We start from the raw sequence: 16,146 nt of genomic DNA, 5'->3' as shown, positions 1-16,146 counted from the left end.
CGTCAAGCCGGGTCAAAACCCAAGGTTCGACTGACGCTAGGGAACCGTGATTCTGTAATCGTGTCAATTAATAAGTAAACTTGATTTATTAATTAGCGCGCGTAAAGATATGGGCCAGAGGAGACGGTCTCATGTCGATGGACCACGTGCGCCGCCTGTCCGGGGGGATCAATCAGACGGGCGTGCGCGCCTATAACGAACGTTTGCTGTTGTCGATCCTTCAGCGCAACGGCGGCTTGCCCGGCAGTGATCTGGCGCGCCGGACGGGGCTGTCGCCGCAGACGGCCTCGGTGATCCTGCGCAAGCTGGAACAGGATGGGTTGCTGGCCAAGGGCGCGCCGGTCAAGGGCAAGGTTGGCAAGCCGTCGGTGCCCTATGCGCTGAACCCGGACGGTGTGTTTTCCATCGGTCTCAAGATCGGGCGGCGCAGTGCCGACCTGGTTGTGCTGGATGCGCTGGGGCAGGTGCGGCATCAACTGCGCGAGACCTATGATTATCCGCTGCCCAGCAACGTGTTCGCGTTTCTGCGGTCTGGATACGAAACCCTGTTGGGCGAGATGCCGGAAGATATCCGCACCCGCCTGTGTGGCATGGGTGTCGCCGCCCCGTTCGAGCTGTGGAACTGGCATGAATTGCTGGGCGCCCCGGCAGAAGAGTTTGCCGCCTGGAAAGACGCGGACATGGTCGAAGAGGCGACCAAGATCACCGACCTGCCTGTGCAGATGGTCAATGACGCCACGGCGGCGTGCCGGGCCGAGCATATCTTTGGCATCGGGCGTGAATACCGTGACTACGTCTATTTCTTCCTGGGGGCCTTTGTCGGGGGCGGCGTCGTGCTGGATCACGCGGTTTTCGAGGGCAACCAGCGCAATGCGGGCGCCTTCGGGACGTTGCCGGTCGCGGACTTGTCCGGCAAGCCGGGTCACCTGATCGATCTGGCCTCCATCTGGACGCTCGAGTTGCGCTTGATCGAGGCGGGCGAGGACCCCCGCCAGCTCTGGCACCAACCGCAAGACTGGACGCATCTGGAACGGTTCGTCGTGCCCTGGCTGGAACAGACGTCCGATGCGCTGGCGCTGGCGACCGTTTCGGCCTGCGCGGTCATTGATTTCGAAGCGGTGGTGGTGGATGGGGCCATGCCCTTGCCCGTGCGCGCGCGTCTGGTGGAAATGACGCGCGCTCGGCTAGAGACGAAGGACATGCGCGGCTTGATCCGCCCTGTCACGGTCGAGGGGCAGATCGGGGGCAATGCGCGGGGCGTCGGTGCAGCGGCTGGGCCGATCATCAGCCAATTGCTGCTGGATCGTTCAGCCGCGTTGTTCGATCACGGCTGAACGGTGTTACCTTAACGATAGTAGAGCGACTCGCCGTTGGAAAAGAGTTGCACTTTGCCCGGGTCCGCAGTGACCTTGACCGTGGTGCCCCGCAGGCCCTGAACAATGCCCGCCATCTTGGCCAGCACCGGGGCAGCGTCTCCATCCGCGTGGAAATAGAGGATCGTGACCTCGCCCAGGGCTTCGGTGAAATCCACAACCCCTTCAAAGATCGCATCGCCGTCAGTAGCCACCATGTCTTCGGGACGCACGCCAACATTGACCTTGAGGCCCTTGTCGGCATCCGTGGTGGGCACATCAGAGGCGATGACCGAGCCGTTGGCCATCTTCACCTTGGTCTGCGCGCCTGTTTCCACGATCTCGCCCGGCAACAGGTTCATGGCCGGAGAGCCGATGAACTGGGCGACGAATTCGTTCTGGGGACGCTCGTACAGTTCCAGCGGTGTGCCGACCTGCGCGATGCCCTTGTTGGCCAGCACGACGATGCGGCTGGCCAGTGTCATCGCTTCGACCTGGTCGTGGGTGACGTAGATCATCGTGCTGTCGGGCATGGATTCCTTCAGCTGCGCAATCTCGATCCGCGTGGCGACACGCAGGGCCGCATCGAGGTTCGAAAGCGGTTCGTCGAACAGGTACACCTTTGGATCGCGCACGATGGAACGACCAATGGCCACCCGCTGACGCTGGCCACCTGACAGCGCCTTGGGCAGACGGTCCAGATAGGGTTCCAGTTGCAGGATACGCGCGGCCTTGTCGACGGCGGCGTTGATTTCTTCGGGCGACTTCTTGGCCAGCTTGAGGGCAAAGGTCATGTTGTCGCGCACCGTCATGTGCGGGTAAAGCGCGTAGGATTGGAACACCATCGCGATGCCGCGCTGGGCCGGGGGTACGTCATTGACGACAGTGCCGTCGATTTCCAGCGTCCCGCCCGAAATCTTTTCCAGCCCCGCAATCATGCGCAGCAAGGTCGACTTGCCGCAGCCGGATGGCCCGACAAAGACGATCAACTCGCCCTTTTCGATGTCGAGGTTGATGTTCTTGAGCACATCAACCGTGCCGCCATAGGTCTTGGCAACATCCGTCAGTTTCAGATCGGCCATGGTTGTTCCCTCCCAAAATGCGCCCGCTGGATCGGACGCTGCTTGTTTCCGTTTATGTCTTGAGCGCCAGGGCGACTTGCCATGGTCCCAAATGCAGTTTGCCGTCCGCGCCGGGCGCGTTGCTGCCCAGTTCCGCCGCGATCGTCACCCATGTGCCCTCGGGCATCGGGTGTGTTGTGGGTGTGTCGCTGAGGTTGACCGCACAAAAGATCGACTGATCCTCATGCATCCGGGTGAAGTAGACCACGTCACCCGTCGCCTTGACCGCATCATGGTCGCCTTTTTGCAGCGCTTTGTGCGTGTTTCTGAGCGCAATGGCCTTGCGGTAGTGGTTGAGCAGCGAGGTCGGATCGCTTTCCTGGCTGGCGACCGAGCTGTGCAGGTGATCCGGGCTGACGGGCAGCCAGGGCGCACCGGTGGTGAACCCCGCATCGCGGTTGGACGGTTCCCACACCATCGGTGTGCGGCACCCGTCGCGGCCCTTGAACTCGGGCCAGAATTCGATCCCGTAGGGGTCTTGGAGGTCTTCGAACGCCACGTCCGCCTCGGGCAGGCCCAATTCCTCGCCCTGGTAGATGCAGGTCGAGCCGCGCAGGCACATCATCAGCGTGGACAGCGCGCGCGCCGCAGCATCCGACAGGTTCCACCGGGTCATGTGGCGTTGGACGTCGTGGTTGGAAAACGCCCAGCAAGCCCAGCCATCGCTGACCAACCGGTCCACATCGCCCATCACCTTCTCAAAGCGGGCGGCGGTGGGCATCGTGGCCGACAGCAATTCAAAGCTGTAGCACATGTGGATGCGATCATCGCCGGTCGTGTACTCGCCCATGATCTCGAGGCCCATCTGGGCATCGCCGACCTCGCCCACCGCAGCGGCGGCATCGTATTCTTCAAGAACACCGCGGAACCGCTCGAGGAAGTCGAGGTTTTCCGGCTGGTTCTTGGAATAGAGGTGCAGTTGGTGGTTATAGGGGTTCACGCTGGGCGCGATGGTCGCGTCGCGCTGATCCTTGGGCAGGGCCGGGTTGCTGCGCAGTTGCTTGTCGTGGACATAGAAGTTGATCGTGTCGAGGCGGAAGCCGTCCACACCGCGATCCAGCCAGAACCGCACCACGTCCAGCAGCGCATCCTGCACGGCGGGACAGTGGAAATTGAGGTCGGGCTGTTCCACGAGGAAATTGTGCAGGTAGTACTGCTCGCGCCGTCCATCCCATTGCCAGGCAGACCCGCCAAAGATCGACAGCCAGTTGTTGGGCGGCGTGCCGTCATCGCGCGGGTCGGACCAGACGAACCAGTCGGCCTTGTCATTGTCGCGGCTTGCGCGGCTTTCCTTGAACCAGGGGTGCTGATCCGAGGTGTGCGACAGCACGAGGTCGATCATCACCCGCAGGCCGAGCGCGTGGGCTGTTTCGACCATGGCGTCGAAATCCGACATGGTGCCGAACATCGGGTCGATCCCGCAATAGTCCGACACGTCATAGCCGAAATCCTTCATCGGTGACGTGAAGAACGGCGAAATCCAGATGGCATCGACACCCAGCGACGCGACATAGGGCAGGCGCGAGGTGATCCCGTTCAGATCACCAATCCCGTCCCCATTGCTGTCCTGAAAGCTGCGGGGGTAGATCTGATAGATCACCGCCCCGCGCCACCAGTCCTTGTCGGCCACAAGAGTGCGCACCATGTCGAAATCCGCCTGTTTGTTCATCTATCAGCCCTATTTCACCGAGCCGGCCAACAGGCCGCGCACGAGGTATTTCTGCATTGCAAAGAAGACGAGCAGCGGCACCGCAATCGACACAAATGCCGCTGTCGCCAGGATTTCCCAGTTGCCGCCCCGTGTGCCCAGCAGGTTCACGATCTGGTCGGTCATCACGGTGGTTTGGCCCGTGCTGTCGATCAGGAACACCTTGGCCACCAGAAGATCATTCCACGTCCACAGGAACTGGAAGATGGCAAAGGACGCCAAGGCCGGGAACGACAGTGGGAGGATGATCTTGGTAAAGATCTGGAAGTCTGTCGCCCCGTCCACCTTGGCGTTTTCAATGATGTCCTTGGGCAGGCCAACCATGTAATTGCGTAAGAGATATATCGCGAGCGGTAACCCGAACCCGGTATGGGCCAGCCATGTGCCGAGGTATCCCTTGCCGATCCCGATGCCCACATGCAGGGACAAGAGAGGGATCAGCGCCAGTTGCAGCGGCACCACGAGCAAGCCCACGATGCAGGCGATCAGCAGCGCGCGGCCCGGGAAATCCATCCATGCCAGCGCATAGGCTGCAAAGGCGGCGACCACGATGGGGATCACGGTGGCCGGGATCGTGACGGTCAGCGTGTTGAAAAACGCCTTGGTCATGTTGTCACCCGCCGTGCCCGAGAACAGGATGGTGTTGTAGTTGTCGAGCGTGAATTCGGGCGGCGACACGGCCGTCACGAACACGCGTTGACCACGCCCGCTGATCTGTTCATCGGTGCCCGACCAGACATAGCTGCTGTCGGGGTTGATGGTGATCGTCTCGCCATCGCCCAGATCGGCAATTTCGCCTGCCTGATAGGCATTCACCGCGCGGGACGACGTGCCCCAGCTGGTGATCTCGCCACTGCTGTTGTTCTCCTCAAAGAAGTTGCCCTCGACCACGAACAGATCGCCACGCGCGATACGGTTGTCATCGGGGTCAGCGACGCGGAAACGCTCGGTCTGTTCGGATGGGAACAGCGCCGCCCACCAGCCCGAGGTCGAGATCTGATCCGCCGTGCGGAAAGACGAGACCAGCAAGCCAACTGTGGGGAAGATCCACAGCGCGACCAGCAGCACGACCGAGATTTGGACCACCCAGCCAAGGGATGATTTGGAACCTGCAATATTGTCCATTATTTCATCTCCTTGCGGGCGTTGTAGACGTTCCAGATCAGGATGGGCGAGACGAGCAGCATGATGATGATCGCCGATGCCGATCCCACGCCCCATTCGTCGGCGCGGAACAGTTTGTCGTACATGTAGTTGGCCAGAACCTGCGTCTCCCACTGTCCGTTGGACATGGCGAACACGATGTCAAAGACCTTGAGCACGACCAGGGTGATGGTCGTCCAGACCACCACGATGGTGCCCATGATCTGCGGCACCTTGATCTTGAAGAAGATTTGCAAGGGGCCCGCGCCATCAACGATGGCCGCCTCAATGGTTTCCTCGGGAATACCGCGCAGGGCCGCCGACAGGATCACCATGGCAAAACCGGTCTGGATCCAGATCAGCACGACCATCAGGAAAAAGCTGTTCCAGAAGGGGATCGTCAGCCAGGTTTGCGGTTGACCATAGGGGTAGGCAAAGGTGAACACGCCGACAAGCGAACTGATCGAGAGATAGACGAGGTAAAGCGACGCGCCCGCCACCAGCAGGCGCAGCGGCACGAATCCGGCGCCGCCACCATGTTCACGGCTTTCCGCGATTGGGCGCACGAAAATCCAGCCCACATAGGCCACGATCCCGGCAAAGCTGACGAGGATCACGGCAGGCAGTGCCTTGAGAAACAGGAACGAGCTGATACCGCCGTTGAACTGGAGCCAGACCGCATTCAGGATGCCGATCTGGTTCTGATCCACGGGGCGAGTGTCATAAACCAGCTTGAAGATCACGGCCGCGCCGACAAATGAGATCGCCATAGGCATGAAGATCAGGGATTTGGCGAAAGCGCCCCATTTGATCCGGTCGGTCAACTGCGCGGCCAGCAGGCCGAATGCGGTCGCGGCAGCGGGCACCACGATCAGCCACAGCATGTTGTTGCGCATGGCTTCCCAGAACTTCGGCTCGGAAAACATCTGTTGGTAGTTGGCCAGACCCACGAATGCACCGCCAAGGTCACGATCCGTCAGGGAAAGGCGCAGCGTTTCAAACACGGGGTAGGCGAGGTAGAGGCCAAGAGCAAAGAGGGCCGGGAACAGGAACAGCCAGGGGCGCACCATGTTGGCGCGGTTGATGTTCTGACCGGCGTTTGGGCCGCGTGCGGGGTACAGAACCTTGTCCAGAAACTGGTTGGACAGGTAGAAATAGCCGATACAGCCACCGACACCGACGATGATCGTAAGCAAGCCTTGAAGTGCGGGGTTCATGGGTCACCTCCCTGAGCCGAGACCTTTTGGTCTTCTTGGCCGTGTGGTCTTGGACCAGCCCGCGACAGCCGCGGACTGGTCATTGTCGTGAGTGGGTCGATTACTTCAGCGCGTCCCAGCTGTCCTGAATGGCAGAGGCCACCTCGGCAGCGTCCTTGCCACCGGTGTAGTCCACCATGCCAGTCCAGAACGTGCCTGCACCAACACCACCGGGCATCAGGTCAGACCCGTCAAAGCGGAACGTGGTCGCCCCCAGCAGAACGTCACCCAGCGCGCGCAGCGTGTCATCCTTGTAGGCTTCGGTGTTGACGCCCTTGTGGGGCGTAAGGAAGCCCGTCTGCGCCATCATGATCTCGTGGCTCAGCGGCAGCTGGAAGTACTCCATCAGCGCGTTTGCACCTTCGGACGGATCGGTGATTGCCATCAGCGTGCCACCGCCCAGAACCGGGTTGCCGAGATCCTTGGAAGCATAGGAGGGGAAGTAGAAGAAGTTGGTGTCGACACCGAATTCAACATCCTCGGGGAAGAAGGCCGGCACGAACGACGCCTGACGGTGCATGTAGCACTGTGGCGGCGAGGTGAAGAGGCCCTTGGGGCTGTCGCGGAAGTCGGTCGAGGCCACTGCACCCGCACCGCCCGAAACGCGGTCGTCATTGCGTGCAAACCAGCCGAATTCCTCGATCGCCGCAACGACACGCTCGTCGTTGAACGGGATTTCGTTGGTGGTCCACTGGTCGTACACGGCAGGATCAACCGTGCGCAGCATCATGTCTTCGACCCAGTCGGTTGCTGGCCAGCCCGTGGCCGCGCCGGATCCCAGACCGATGCACCAGGGCGTGTCGCCATCGGCAACGATCTGGTCTGTCAGCGCCTTGAGGTCTTCCATGGTCTCAGGCACTTCATAGCCTGCATCCTCGAAATTCTCGGGGTTGTACCAGACCAGCGACTTGACGTTCACGTTGTAGAAAAAGCCGTACATCTGGTCGTTGCCATCGGCATCCGCATAGGTGCCCAGATCAACCCAGGACTGACCCGCAGCATAGTTGTCGGCAACCCAACCGGCGCTGCCATCGGGCAGCGGGTGCAGTTGGCCCTTGCCCGCCATGACGGCAGCCAGACCGGGCTGTGGGAAGACGGCGATGTTGGGGGCAGAGCCCGCTTCGGCGTCGATGACGATCTGCTGCTCAAAGCTGTCGGACCCGGTGTAGATCACGTCGGCGCCTGTGGCTTCCTCGAAATAAGCCAGCGCGTTGTTCAGGTAGCCATCTTCGGGTGTCAGCCAGGGGCCAAAGACCGTGACGGTCTGACCGCTGAGGTCGGGCGCACCTTCGGCCCAGGCGTTATAGCTGTCCCAGCTAAAGGGGCCTTCGCCGGGGGCGAAAGTCAGGTGGCCGTCGGCATGTGCCGTGCCAGCCGTGATAGCCAGTGCTGCGGCACTGGCCAGAAGTGTCTTGTTCATTTTGGTCGTCCTCCCATAGGTGTCCAAGTGAGCGGTGTTGGAACCGGTCATAAGCGCCCTGCCGATTTGTCAAAGCGCTTTGGAATGCGCTGAACGTTGCTGAAAAAAATCCGGCTGTCAAACGCTGTGCGTGTTTGTGCGTGGATTATTTTAACACGGGTCAGCGGAATGTCCGAAGGTTTTGACGAAGGTGCCCGCATTCGATAGCGTCTCCAAAACTAAAGCGCTTTGGACCGGAACGCCCGTGAATCTCAAGGAACTCTCGAATCTGCTTGGCCTGAGCCAGACAACGGTCAGCCGTGCATTGAACGGTTACCCGGAGGTATCCGAGGCCACGCGCGCCCGCGTGGTGGCCGCGGCCGCGGCGCACAACTACAGCCCCAATACACGTGCCCAAGGCCTCGCGACCGGTCACAGCCGCTGTATTGGCCACGTGATTTCGGTGAATGATTCGGGTGAGATGGTGAACCCGATCTTTGGGGATTTCATGGCAGGGGCCGGTGAAACCTATGCCGCACACGGCTATGACATGATGGTGACCCGGGTGGGCCAAAAGGACGAGGCCGAGACCTATCGCAACCTCAAGGCACGCGGCGCCGTGGACGGGCTGGTGGTGCATGCGCCGCGCAAGAATGATCCCCGCCTGCCGCTGCTGACCGAGATCGGGCTGCCCTTCGTGGTCCATGGCCGGTCAACCGAATCGTCCGTTCCCTATTCCTGGCTGGACGTGAACAACCGGAACGCCTTTCGGGGCGCGACCGATCACCTGATATCGCTGGGGCATCGCCGCATTGGCCTGATCAACGGGCAGGAAACGCTCGACTTCGCCATACGCCGCCGTGAGGGATACGAAAGCGCGATGCAGGATGCGGGCCTCGAGATCGACACGACCCTGCTGTCGACCGGTGAAATGACCGAAGAGTATGGCTATCGCAACGCGGTGAAGATGCTGGACCGACCCGGTGCGGCGACGGCTTTCCTCGCGGCGTCCATCATCTGTGCCGCCGGTGTACGGCGCGCGCTTGACGAACGCGGGCTGCGGCCCGGGCGCGACGTGTCCATCGCCACCTTTGACGATTGCCTCAGCTATTTCGGCAATGGCACGGACGTGCCCGTATTCACCGCAATGCAGTCGTCGGTACGCGCGGCGGGGGCGGCGCTGGCCAAGATGCTGATCCAGCGCATTCAGACCCCCAATGCCCCCCATATCCACACCCTGTGGGAAGCCGAATTCGTCGTCGGCACCTCGACAGGACAGTGCAAGGACTGACCATGTTCACCCATTCCCGCTCCGATTTTCCCCAAGGGTTCCTCTTTGGGGCCGCCACCTCTGCGTATCAGATCGAAGGGCACCGCTTTGGCGGGGCCGGGCGCGCGATGTGGGATGATTTTGCCGCAACACCGGGCAACGTGGTGCGGGCCGAAGACGGCGCAGTGGCCTGCGACCATTACCACCGATACGAGGCTGATCTCGATCTGCTCAAGGCCGCAGGTTTCGACGCCTACCGTTTTTCGACAAGCTGGGCGCGGGTGATGCCGGACGGGCGGACGGTGAACCCCGAAGGTCTTGATTTTTATGACCGTTTGACGGACGCAATGTTGGAACGCGGGCTGAAACCCTGCGCCACGCTCTATCACTGGGAACTGCCAAGCGCGCTGGCCGACAAGGGCGGGTGGCGCAACCGCGACATCGCCGGATGGTTGGCCGATTTTGCCGAGGCGATCATGGGCCGCATCGGGGACCGGATGTATTCCGTCGCCACGATCAACGAATTCTGGTGCGTTGCCTTCTTGTCCCATTTCATCGGCGCGCACGCGCCCGGTCTGCGCGACATTCGCGCCACGGCGCGGGCCATGCACCATGTGCTGCTGGCCCACGGAACAGCGGTCGAACGAATGCGCGGCATGGGCGTGCAAAACATCGGGGCCGTGTTCAACATGGAATGGGCCACGCCCGCCGATGACAGCGCCGCAGCGGCAGAGGCGGCGGCACTTTATGATGACTATTACAACCACTTCTACGTCTCGGGCGCGTTCAAGGGGCAGTACCCGGACCGGATTGTCGCCGCGCTGGGCGATCACCTTCCGGATGGCTGGCAGGATGATTTCCCGACAATCACTGCACCGCTCGATTGGGCCGGGATTAACTATTACACCCGTTCGATCATGGCCCCCAATGACGGGCCGTGGCCGCACCACCACGCGGTCGAGGGGCCACTGGAAAAGACCCAGATGGGCTGGGAGGTCTACCCCCAGGGCCTGCACGATTTCCTTGTGCGCATAGCGTCCGAATACACCGGCGACTTGCCGCTCTATGTGACGGAAAACGGCATGGCCAATGCCGATACGCTGGTGAATGGGGTGGTGCAGGATGATGCCCGCATCGCCTATTTCAACAGCCACCTTCAGGCGGTCCGCGACGCGATCGCCAAAGGCGTGCCGCTCAAGGGCTACATGGCCTGGTCGCTGATGGACAATTACGAATGGGCGCTGGGATACGAGAAACGCTTTGGCATGGTCCACGTCGATTTCGAGACGCTCGAGCGGACGCCCAAGGCATCCTGGCACGCGTTCAAAGCGGCGCTCGCGCGATAAAAAAGCGGCGCAGGAAACCCCGCGCCGCCCGTAATCTCATTGCTCTATATGGCCTTAGCGGTCGAGCGCGCCAACGCCGGAAAAGCGGAACGCTTCCTGTTCCAGCGCGTCGATTTCTTCGACCGACATTTCGTCGTGGGCGATGGTGATCCGGCCCAGGAAGACAAAGGGCAGTTCGGATGCGCGCTCTTCGAGGTGGTACTTGATGGCTTCGGCCGTGGCCGCGCCCACATCATCCCCCATGCGCATCGGGGTTGCGTCCAACTCACCCCGGCGGATGGCGTCAAGCTCCAGGCCCGTGCCGCCCCATCCGGTCGAGAAGATGTCCTTTTCCGCCCCAACCGCGACTTGCGCCTCGACCGACCCCATGGCCATGGCCGTGTTGGCGTTGTGGATGATCTTGGCCTCGGGATAGGCCTGCAGGATCAGGCTAGTGCCCTCAAAGCCGCCTTCGCGCTGGTACTCGCCGTAGTGTTCATAGACGGCGTTCCAGTTGCCTTTCTCGGCCACGCAATCCTTGAAATCGCCCGACCGCTGGTTGTCGGTGATGCCGGGAATGCCGCGGTTCATCGCATAGGTCACGTCATTGCCCAGACGTTCCAGCATGTAATCGCACATCTTCAGCGCACCGAAGGCCGAGGAAAAGTCGAACCAGTTCGCGGGCTGGTTTTCCAGATAGGTCAGCGGCGTGTGGAAGGCCCAGACAAAGGTCGTCAGATCCTCGTTGCCCGCCAGCTTGTCGATATTGTCGGCTTGCGTGGCCAGTTCCGACGGGCCGAAGATGACAAAGTCATACAGATCGCCGTCCTGATCCACCTGGCTGGCATAGGTCGACTGCAGCGAATGCTCGATCTGGCGCGAGGCGAATTCCGTGGTCTCATAAGCGATGCCCAACTGGTCGAGCCGCTTGATCAGCGCCAGATAGTTGCGCGCCCAAAAGTCGGACGTGTCCGCCGAGGGGTAGATCAGCGCGATCTGGATCGGGTTGTCGAGCGTGCCCTTGAACGGCACCGCCTCGGCGCCGACCACCGCTTGCAGCGCGTCCAGCGTGCCGTCCACATTGACCTGCTCGGGCACCCAATAGTCCCGCTCGCCGTCATCGGGCAGTGTCTTGAGGGGCAGGTGCCCGTCGGCAAAGGCCATGCCGCTGGTCAGCAAGGCCGCTGCGCAGGTTGCTTTGAACAAATTGGTTTTCATCATAATACCTCCCATGGTGATGAAGGGGCAGGCCCCCGGTCGTTCTTGTTGTTATTCAGGGGGTGGCAGGGCCACCGATGGCCGCGCCAAGGGCGAGCAACGCCAGGATCGCGACACCCAGAACCAGGGCCAGCACGCCGGTCTTGCGGTGATCCGGATTGGCCAGGATCGCGGCAACGCCGCCGCTGCCATCGCGGTCCTTCTTTTGCAGCCAGGTGTAGATCGCGACCGACAGGATGATGACGACGCCCGAGGCGACGGACTGCCAGAAGAACTCGATCCGCAGGGTCACAAGCGCGTTGATCATCATCGACAGCAGCAGAACACCGGCCAGCGATCCGATCATCGAGGCGCGCCCGCCGAACAGGGACGTGCCGCCGACGACGACCGCCGCAATGACGTGCAGGTTGAAATAGGGGGCCGATGTGGCCTGCACCGCATTCAGCTTGCCCGTCAGCATCAGCCCGGCCAGTGCCGCCATCGTGCCCATCAGCACATAGGCATAGATGCGGTGGCGGTCGACGCTGATACCCGTCATCTCCGAGGCTTCGGGGTTCGACCCGATGGCAATGGTGTAGCGCCCGAAATGCGTGGCACGCAGCAGGATGTATCCCGCGATCAGCGTCAGCAGGCCAATGACAACCGGTGTGGGCAGAAACTGCAGGGTCTGGCCGCGCCCGATCTCGGTGATCAGATCGGGAAAGCGGGCCAGGACAAGGCCCTTGGCCAGCACCAGGGCAAAGCCGCGATAGACAAGGTCCATCGCCAGCGTGCCAATCAGGTCGGGCACCCGGAACACGGTGATGACCAGCCCGTTGATCAGGCCCATGCCCGCGCCCAGCAGCAGGCACAGCAGGACGGCAACCCAGGCGGGGAAGTCATATTGCTTCATCAGAAAGGCCATCATGATGGCCGACAACGCGGCGACCGAGCCGATGGACAGGTCGATTCCGCGCTGCGTGATGACAAAGGTCATGGCCATCGCCATGGGCATGTAGAGGGCCGCATCCAGCAGGATTTGGTTGATGTTGGACATGCGGAAATAGCGGGCCGGTTCGACCGCGCCCATGAACAGGGCAATCATCGCGATCATGACCATGGGGCCAAGGATGCCCATATAGGGCTCGATCCGTGCGGCGAAACTTTGGGGGGCTGTTGCGGTGCTCATGCTGCGGCACCTCCTGTTGCGAGGTTGGCGCCTGTGATCAGGCCGAGGACTTCCTGGCTGGTGGTGTCTGCGGTGCGCACAACGCCCGCGCATTCGCCGCGGCGCATCACGTGGATGCGGTCCGAGATTTCGAACACGTCATCCAGCGCATGGCTGATGACGATCACGGCAAGGCCCTGTTCCTTGAGGACCTGTATCAGCTTCAGCGTGCGGGCGGTTTCCTGTGGGCCAAGCGCGGCGGTCGGTTCGTCCATCACCAGCACGCGCAGATCGTCGTGGCGCACGGCGCGCGCAATCGCGACGGCCTGACGCTGCCCGCCCGACAGGCTTTCGGTCATCACGTCCATGCTTTTCAGCTGCACACCCAGCCGATCCTTCAACACCGCCTTGGCCTGTTCGGTCATCGCGCGGTTGTCGAGCATGGGGATGCCCATCACCTTCTTGGTCAGTTCCGAGCCCAGAAACAGGTTCTGCGCCGGGGTAAGGTGATCGGCGATGGCGAGGTTCTGATAGACCGCGTCGATGCCGTTGCTGATCGCATCCGCATGGCTCGACATGGTCAGGGGCGCGCCGTCAAAGGTGATGTGCCCCTCGGTCGGTTGGTAGACGCCGGTCAGCACCTTGATCAGTGTGGATTTGCCCGCGCCGTTGTCGCCGACGATGGCCAGCACCTCGCCCGGGTAGGCGGCCAGGTCCACGTTGCGCAGGGCCGTGACACCGCCGAACCGTTTCGTGATTCCGTGCATTTCAATGATCGGGGCGGGGTCGGACATCGCGGTGCTCCTCAGTGGTCGTGTCGATGCATGTGTTCAAAATTCAGCGCAGAACTGGAGACCGTGAACCGGTCTGGAAAACGTGCCGCGGCGCGCGGCTCATGTTGGAAAATCTGTCCCCCCTTGTTGCTACCGGGTGCTAGGTTACCGGTAACGTAATCCTAGCATTTGTAGAATTGGGTGACCTGTCAAGATAATTGTCCCGGTGTCAGATTGGGTGGGATCTAGCTGGGCAGTATCGGTCTAAATATTTGGAAATAAACATTATTAATGGGATAAAGGCGTGTGCATAGTCGCGCCGCCTGCGTTCGCCGCGCGATCCGCTCAAGCGAAAATCTCATTCCGACGGGCTGTCGCACCACGACAGGCGGACGTCTGCGACTCGGATCGCAACTTCATCAGCGAGACGCCGTTGGCAGCCCTTCAGGCGCGCAAGATCATGCCCATTACAGACCGATCATGAACGTTTAGGCGCATCGCCAGAACCGGGTGTTACATCCACTTGCGCGGGTCGACGGCCTGACCGGTCTGTGCCGATTCCTGCGCCGCCAAACCCATCGCCACGGCCGCCCATCCGTCGTTCAGCGACACCTCGGGCGCAGCCCCCGCACCGCGCACCAGGGCGACAAAGCGTTGGTGCTGAAAGAACGTCGATCCGTTGTGATCGCCCGCATCCAGCAGGGTCGGATCGACGGGGATGTCGTGGGTGACCGGCCCCTGCGGATGGCGCGGGCTGGTGACCAGCTTGGCCACCGGGGCAGGCCCAAGGTGTTGCGGCCAGAACCGGCCCGGGCCGGGCACAAAGGCCTCGATCTTGCCGGTGGGGCCGACGGCAGACAGCTCTTCCTGATAGGCGCTGCCTTCGGCGAACATGCACAACTCCAGCATCGCCCGGCTGCCATTGTCGAAATCCACGATCACATAGCCGCTGTCGATAATGTCCGGCGTCTCGCCATCATAGGTTTCGTCCAGATGGTTCACCGCCTGCGCGGCCGAGGCCATGACGCGCACCGGGTCCGCCTGAAGGGCAAAGCGCATGAGGTCGAAGAAATGGCAGCATTTCTCGACAAAGGTGCCGCCGGTATAGCGGTTGAACCGGTTCCAATCCCCGACCTTTTCCAGAAAGGGAAAGCGGTGCTCGCGCACCGACAATTGCTTGATCCCGCCGGTGACTTGGCTGGCGCGTTCCAGGAAATTGGCGATGACGGGCATATAGCGATATTCCATCGCCACCCAGATCGGCGCGGGGTAGCTTTCGCGGAAGGCGGCCAGTTTCGCAGCATCGGCAGGGTCCGTGAACAGCGGCTTTTCCACAAGCAGGGGCAGGGGGCGCGTGGCCGCGATCTCTTCCATCTGGGCAACGTGGCAATAGTTCGGGCTGACGATCAGCAGGCAATCAATGTCGCCCACCGCCAGCAACTCCTGAACGCTGCCAACGGCCTTCGCCTCCGGACAGGTGGCTTGCGCGCTGGCCGCCATATCCGCATCAGGTTCGAAAAAGGCTGCAACGCTGGCGTCGGGCAACAGCGCGATATTGCGCATGTGTTCCTGTCCCATCATGCCGCATCCGATGATGCCATAGCGTACCTGTTGTGCCATATCCGGCGTTCCTTATTTCAGTCGTTGCACATAGACCGCGCGGTCTGGATCAAACCAGGTGCGCGAAAATTCGATTGGCTCGGGTCGGTCCGCCCAGCTCAGGCGCTCGATATAGCCGACGGTCTGGCCGGGGCGCGGCGCATAGGCGTCCGGCGCCCAGGGCGGGACAGGGCCCAGCGACACGCGGTCCTCGGCCCTCTGAATCCAGAGGCCCAGATCCTTGCGGTAGGTGGCATAAAGCGATTCGGACATGGTCGCCTGATCCACGATTCCCGCGTCGGCATCCAGCCAGATTTCTTCCACGCCCATGATTGTTTCATTGAGCGAGCGCAGACGACGGATACGCGTACCCCGCGCCGCCGTGCCAAAAGCGGGCAGATCGGCGGGCTTGTCCATCAGATCGACACTCAGCACCTCGGCGCGGGGCAGGCCGCCGCCCTCGAGCAACTCGAGGCGGAACATTGCATAGACGGTCCCGGTGTCCCCGCCCGCCCGGATGTAGTTGCCCGAGCCCTGAACGCTTTCCACCAGCCCCTTTTCACCCATATCCCGCAGCGCTTTGCGCAAGGTGCCGACGCTCACGCCCAGCTCGCCCGCCATGTCCCGCTCGGGCGGCAGGCGTTCACCATCAATCAACCGGCCAGCCACGATATCGCGGGTCAGCAACTCGGCGATCTGCACATAGATCGGCAGGGACTGGGGGGATTGGCGAGGCGTGGTCACAAGGGTCAGCAGATGTTGAATTTGAAAATTGATACACCATTGATCTACATCAATGACAATGTTACGCAAGTGTCAATTCGAAGCCGATGAA

At 61.6% G+C, this 16,146-nt stretch carries 13 protein-coding genes; 3 read left to right on the top strand and 10 right to left on the bottom strand.

Features of this window, described 5'->3' with window-relative positions:
* Positions 1-131 precede the first annotated feature (131 nt).
* Entirely contained in the window at positions 132-1,334 is a 1,203-nt protein-coding gene (locus ACMHLQ_RS08170) for an ROK family transcriptional regulator (RefSeq protein WP_415404284.1), read from the top strand.
* A gap of 11 nt (positions 1,335-1,345) precedes the next feature.
* Here the strand turns inward: ACMHLQ_RS08170 and ACMHLQ_RS08165 are convergent, their stop codons facing one another.
* From ACMHLQ_RS08165 to ACMHLQ_RS08145, 5 genes are all read right to left on the bottom strand, one after another.
* The gene (locus ACMHLQ_RS08165; protein WP_415404283.1) at positions 1,346-2,434 is read right to left on the bottom strand and encodes an ABC transporter ATP-binding protein; all 1,089 of its coding nucleotides are present in this window, start codon (positions 2,432-2,434) and stop codon (positions 1,346-1,348) included.
* Between the two features lie 52 nt (positions 2,435-2,486).
* Complete coding sequence (locus ACMHLQ_RS08160) at positions 2,487-4,142, bottom strand: alpha-amylase family glycosyl hydrolase (RefSeq protein ID WP_415404282.1); 1,656 nt, start codon at positions 4,140-4,142, stop codon at positions 2,487-2,489.
* 9 nt (positions 4,143-4,151) lie between these two features.
* Positions 4,152-5,306, bottom strand: a complete 1,155-nt coding sequence (locus tag ACMHLQ_RS08155) for a carbohydrate ABC transporter permease (RefSeq protein ID WP_415404281.1) — start codon at positions 5,304-5,306, stop codon at positions 4,152-4,154.
* A complete protein-coding gene (locus ACMHLQ_RS08150) occupies positions 5,306-6,541 on the bottom strand; it encodes a carbohydrate ABC transporter permease (protein ID WP_415404280.1) in 1,236 nt (411 codons plus the stop codon). Before ACMHLQ_RS08150 ends, ACMHLQ_RS08155 begins: the two co-directional genes overlap by 1 nt.
* Positions 6,542-6,641: 100 nt before the next feature.
* A complete protein-coding gene (locus ACMHLQ_RS08145) occupies positions 6,642-8,000 on the bottom strand; it encodes an ABC transporter substrate-binding protein (RefSeq protein WP_415404279.1) in 1,359 nt (452 codons plus the stop codon).
* Positions 8,001-8,244: 244 nt separating this feature from the next.
* Here ACMHLQ_RS08145 and ACMHLQ_RS08140 point away from each other — a divergent pair, with 244 nt between their 5' ends.
* Both ACMHLQ_RS08140 and ACMHLQ_RS08135 read left to right on the top strand, forming a co-directional pair.
* Positions 8,245-9,270 carry a substrate-binding domain-containing protein gene (locus ACMHLQ_RS08140; protein ID WP_415404278.1) on the top strand — a complete coding sequence of 342 codons (1,026 nt, stop codon included), beginning with the start codon at positions 8,245-8,247 and terminating at the stop codon, positions 9,268-9,270.
* Between the two features lie 2 nt (positions 9,271-9,272).
* Positions 9,273-10,595, top strand: coding sequence for a GH1 family beta-glucosidase (locus ACMHLQ_RS08135; protein WP_415404277.1), 1,323 nt, complete (start codon positions 9,273-9,275; stop codon positions 10,593-10,595).
* A 54-nt stretch (positions 10,596-10,649) separates the two neighbouring features.
* On the opposite strand, the gene ACMHLQ_RS08130 is transcribed toward ACMHLQ_RS08135, so the two are convergent.
* The 5 genes from ACMHLQ_RS08130 to ACMHLQ_RS08110 form a co-directional block, all read right to left on the bottom strand.
* A complete protein-coding gene (locus tag ACMHLQ_RS08130) occupies positions 10,650-11,792 on the bottom strand; it encodes a substrate-binding domain-containing protein (protein ID WP_415404276.1) in 1,143 nt (380 codons plus the stop codon).
* A gap of 55 nt (positions 11,793-11,847) precedes the next feature.
* A complete protein-coding gene (locus ACMHLQ_RS08125; RefSeq protein WP_415404275.1) occupies positions 11,848-12,960 on the bottom strand; it encodes an ABC transporter permease in 1,113 nt (370 codons plus the stop codon).
* Positions 12,957-13,733 carry an ATP-binding cassette domain-containing protein gene (locus ACMHLQ_RS08120; RefSeq protein ID WP_415404274.1) on the bottom strand — a complete coding sequence of 259 codons (777 nt, stop codon included), beginning with the start codon at positions 13,731-13,733 and terminating at the stop codon, positions 12,957-12,959. Before ACMHLQ_RS08120 ends, ACMHLQ_RS08125 begins: the two co-directional genes overlap by 4 nt.
* Before the next feature lie 492 nt (positions 13,734-14,225).
* On the bottom strand, positions 14,226-15,332 hold the full coding sequence (locus ACMHLQ_RS08115; protein ID WP_415404273.1) for a Gfo/Idh/MocA family protein: 1,107 nt from the start codon (positions 15,330-15,332) through the stop codon (positions 14,226-14,228).
* Positions 15,333-15,344: 12 nt separating this feature from the next.
* The gene (locus ACMHLQ_RS08110; protein ID WP_415404272.1) at positions 15,345-16,055 is read right to left on the bottom strand and encodes a GntR family transcriptional regulator; all 711 of its coding nucleotides are present in this window, start codon (positions 16,053-16,055) and stop codon (positions 15,345-15,347) included.
* Between the last annotated feature and the right edge of the window lie 91 nt (positions 16,056-16,146).

Origin of the sequence: Tateyamaria algicola, from assembly GCF_047715485.1 — a bacterium.
Classification (GTDB): Bacteria; Pseudomonadota; Alphaproteobacteria; order Rhodobacterales; family Rhodobacteraceae; genus Tateyamaria.
This window is presented reverse-complemented; position numbering and strand designations above follow the sequence as displayed.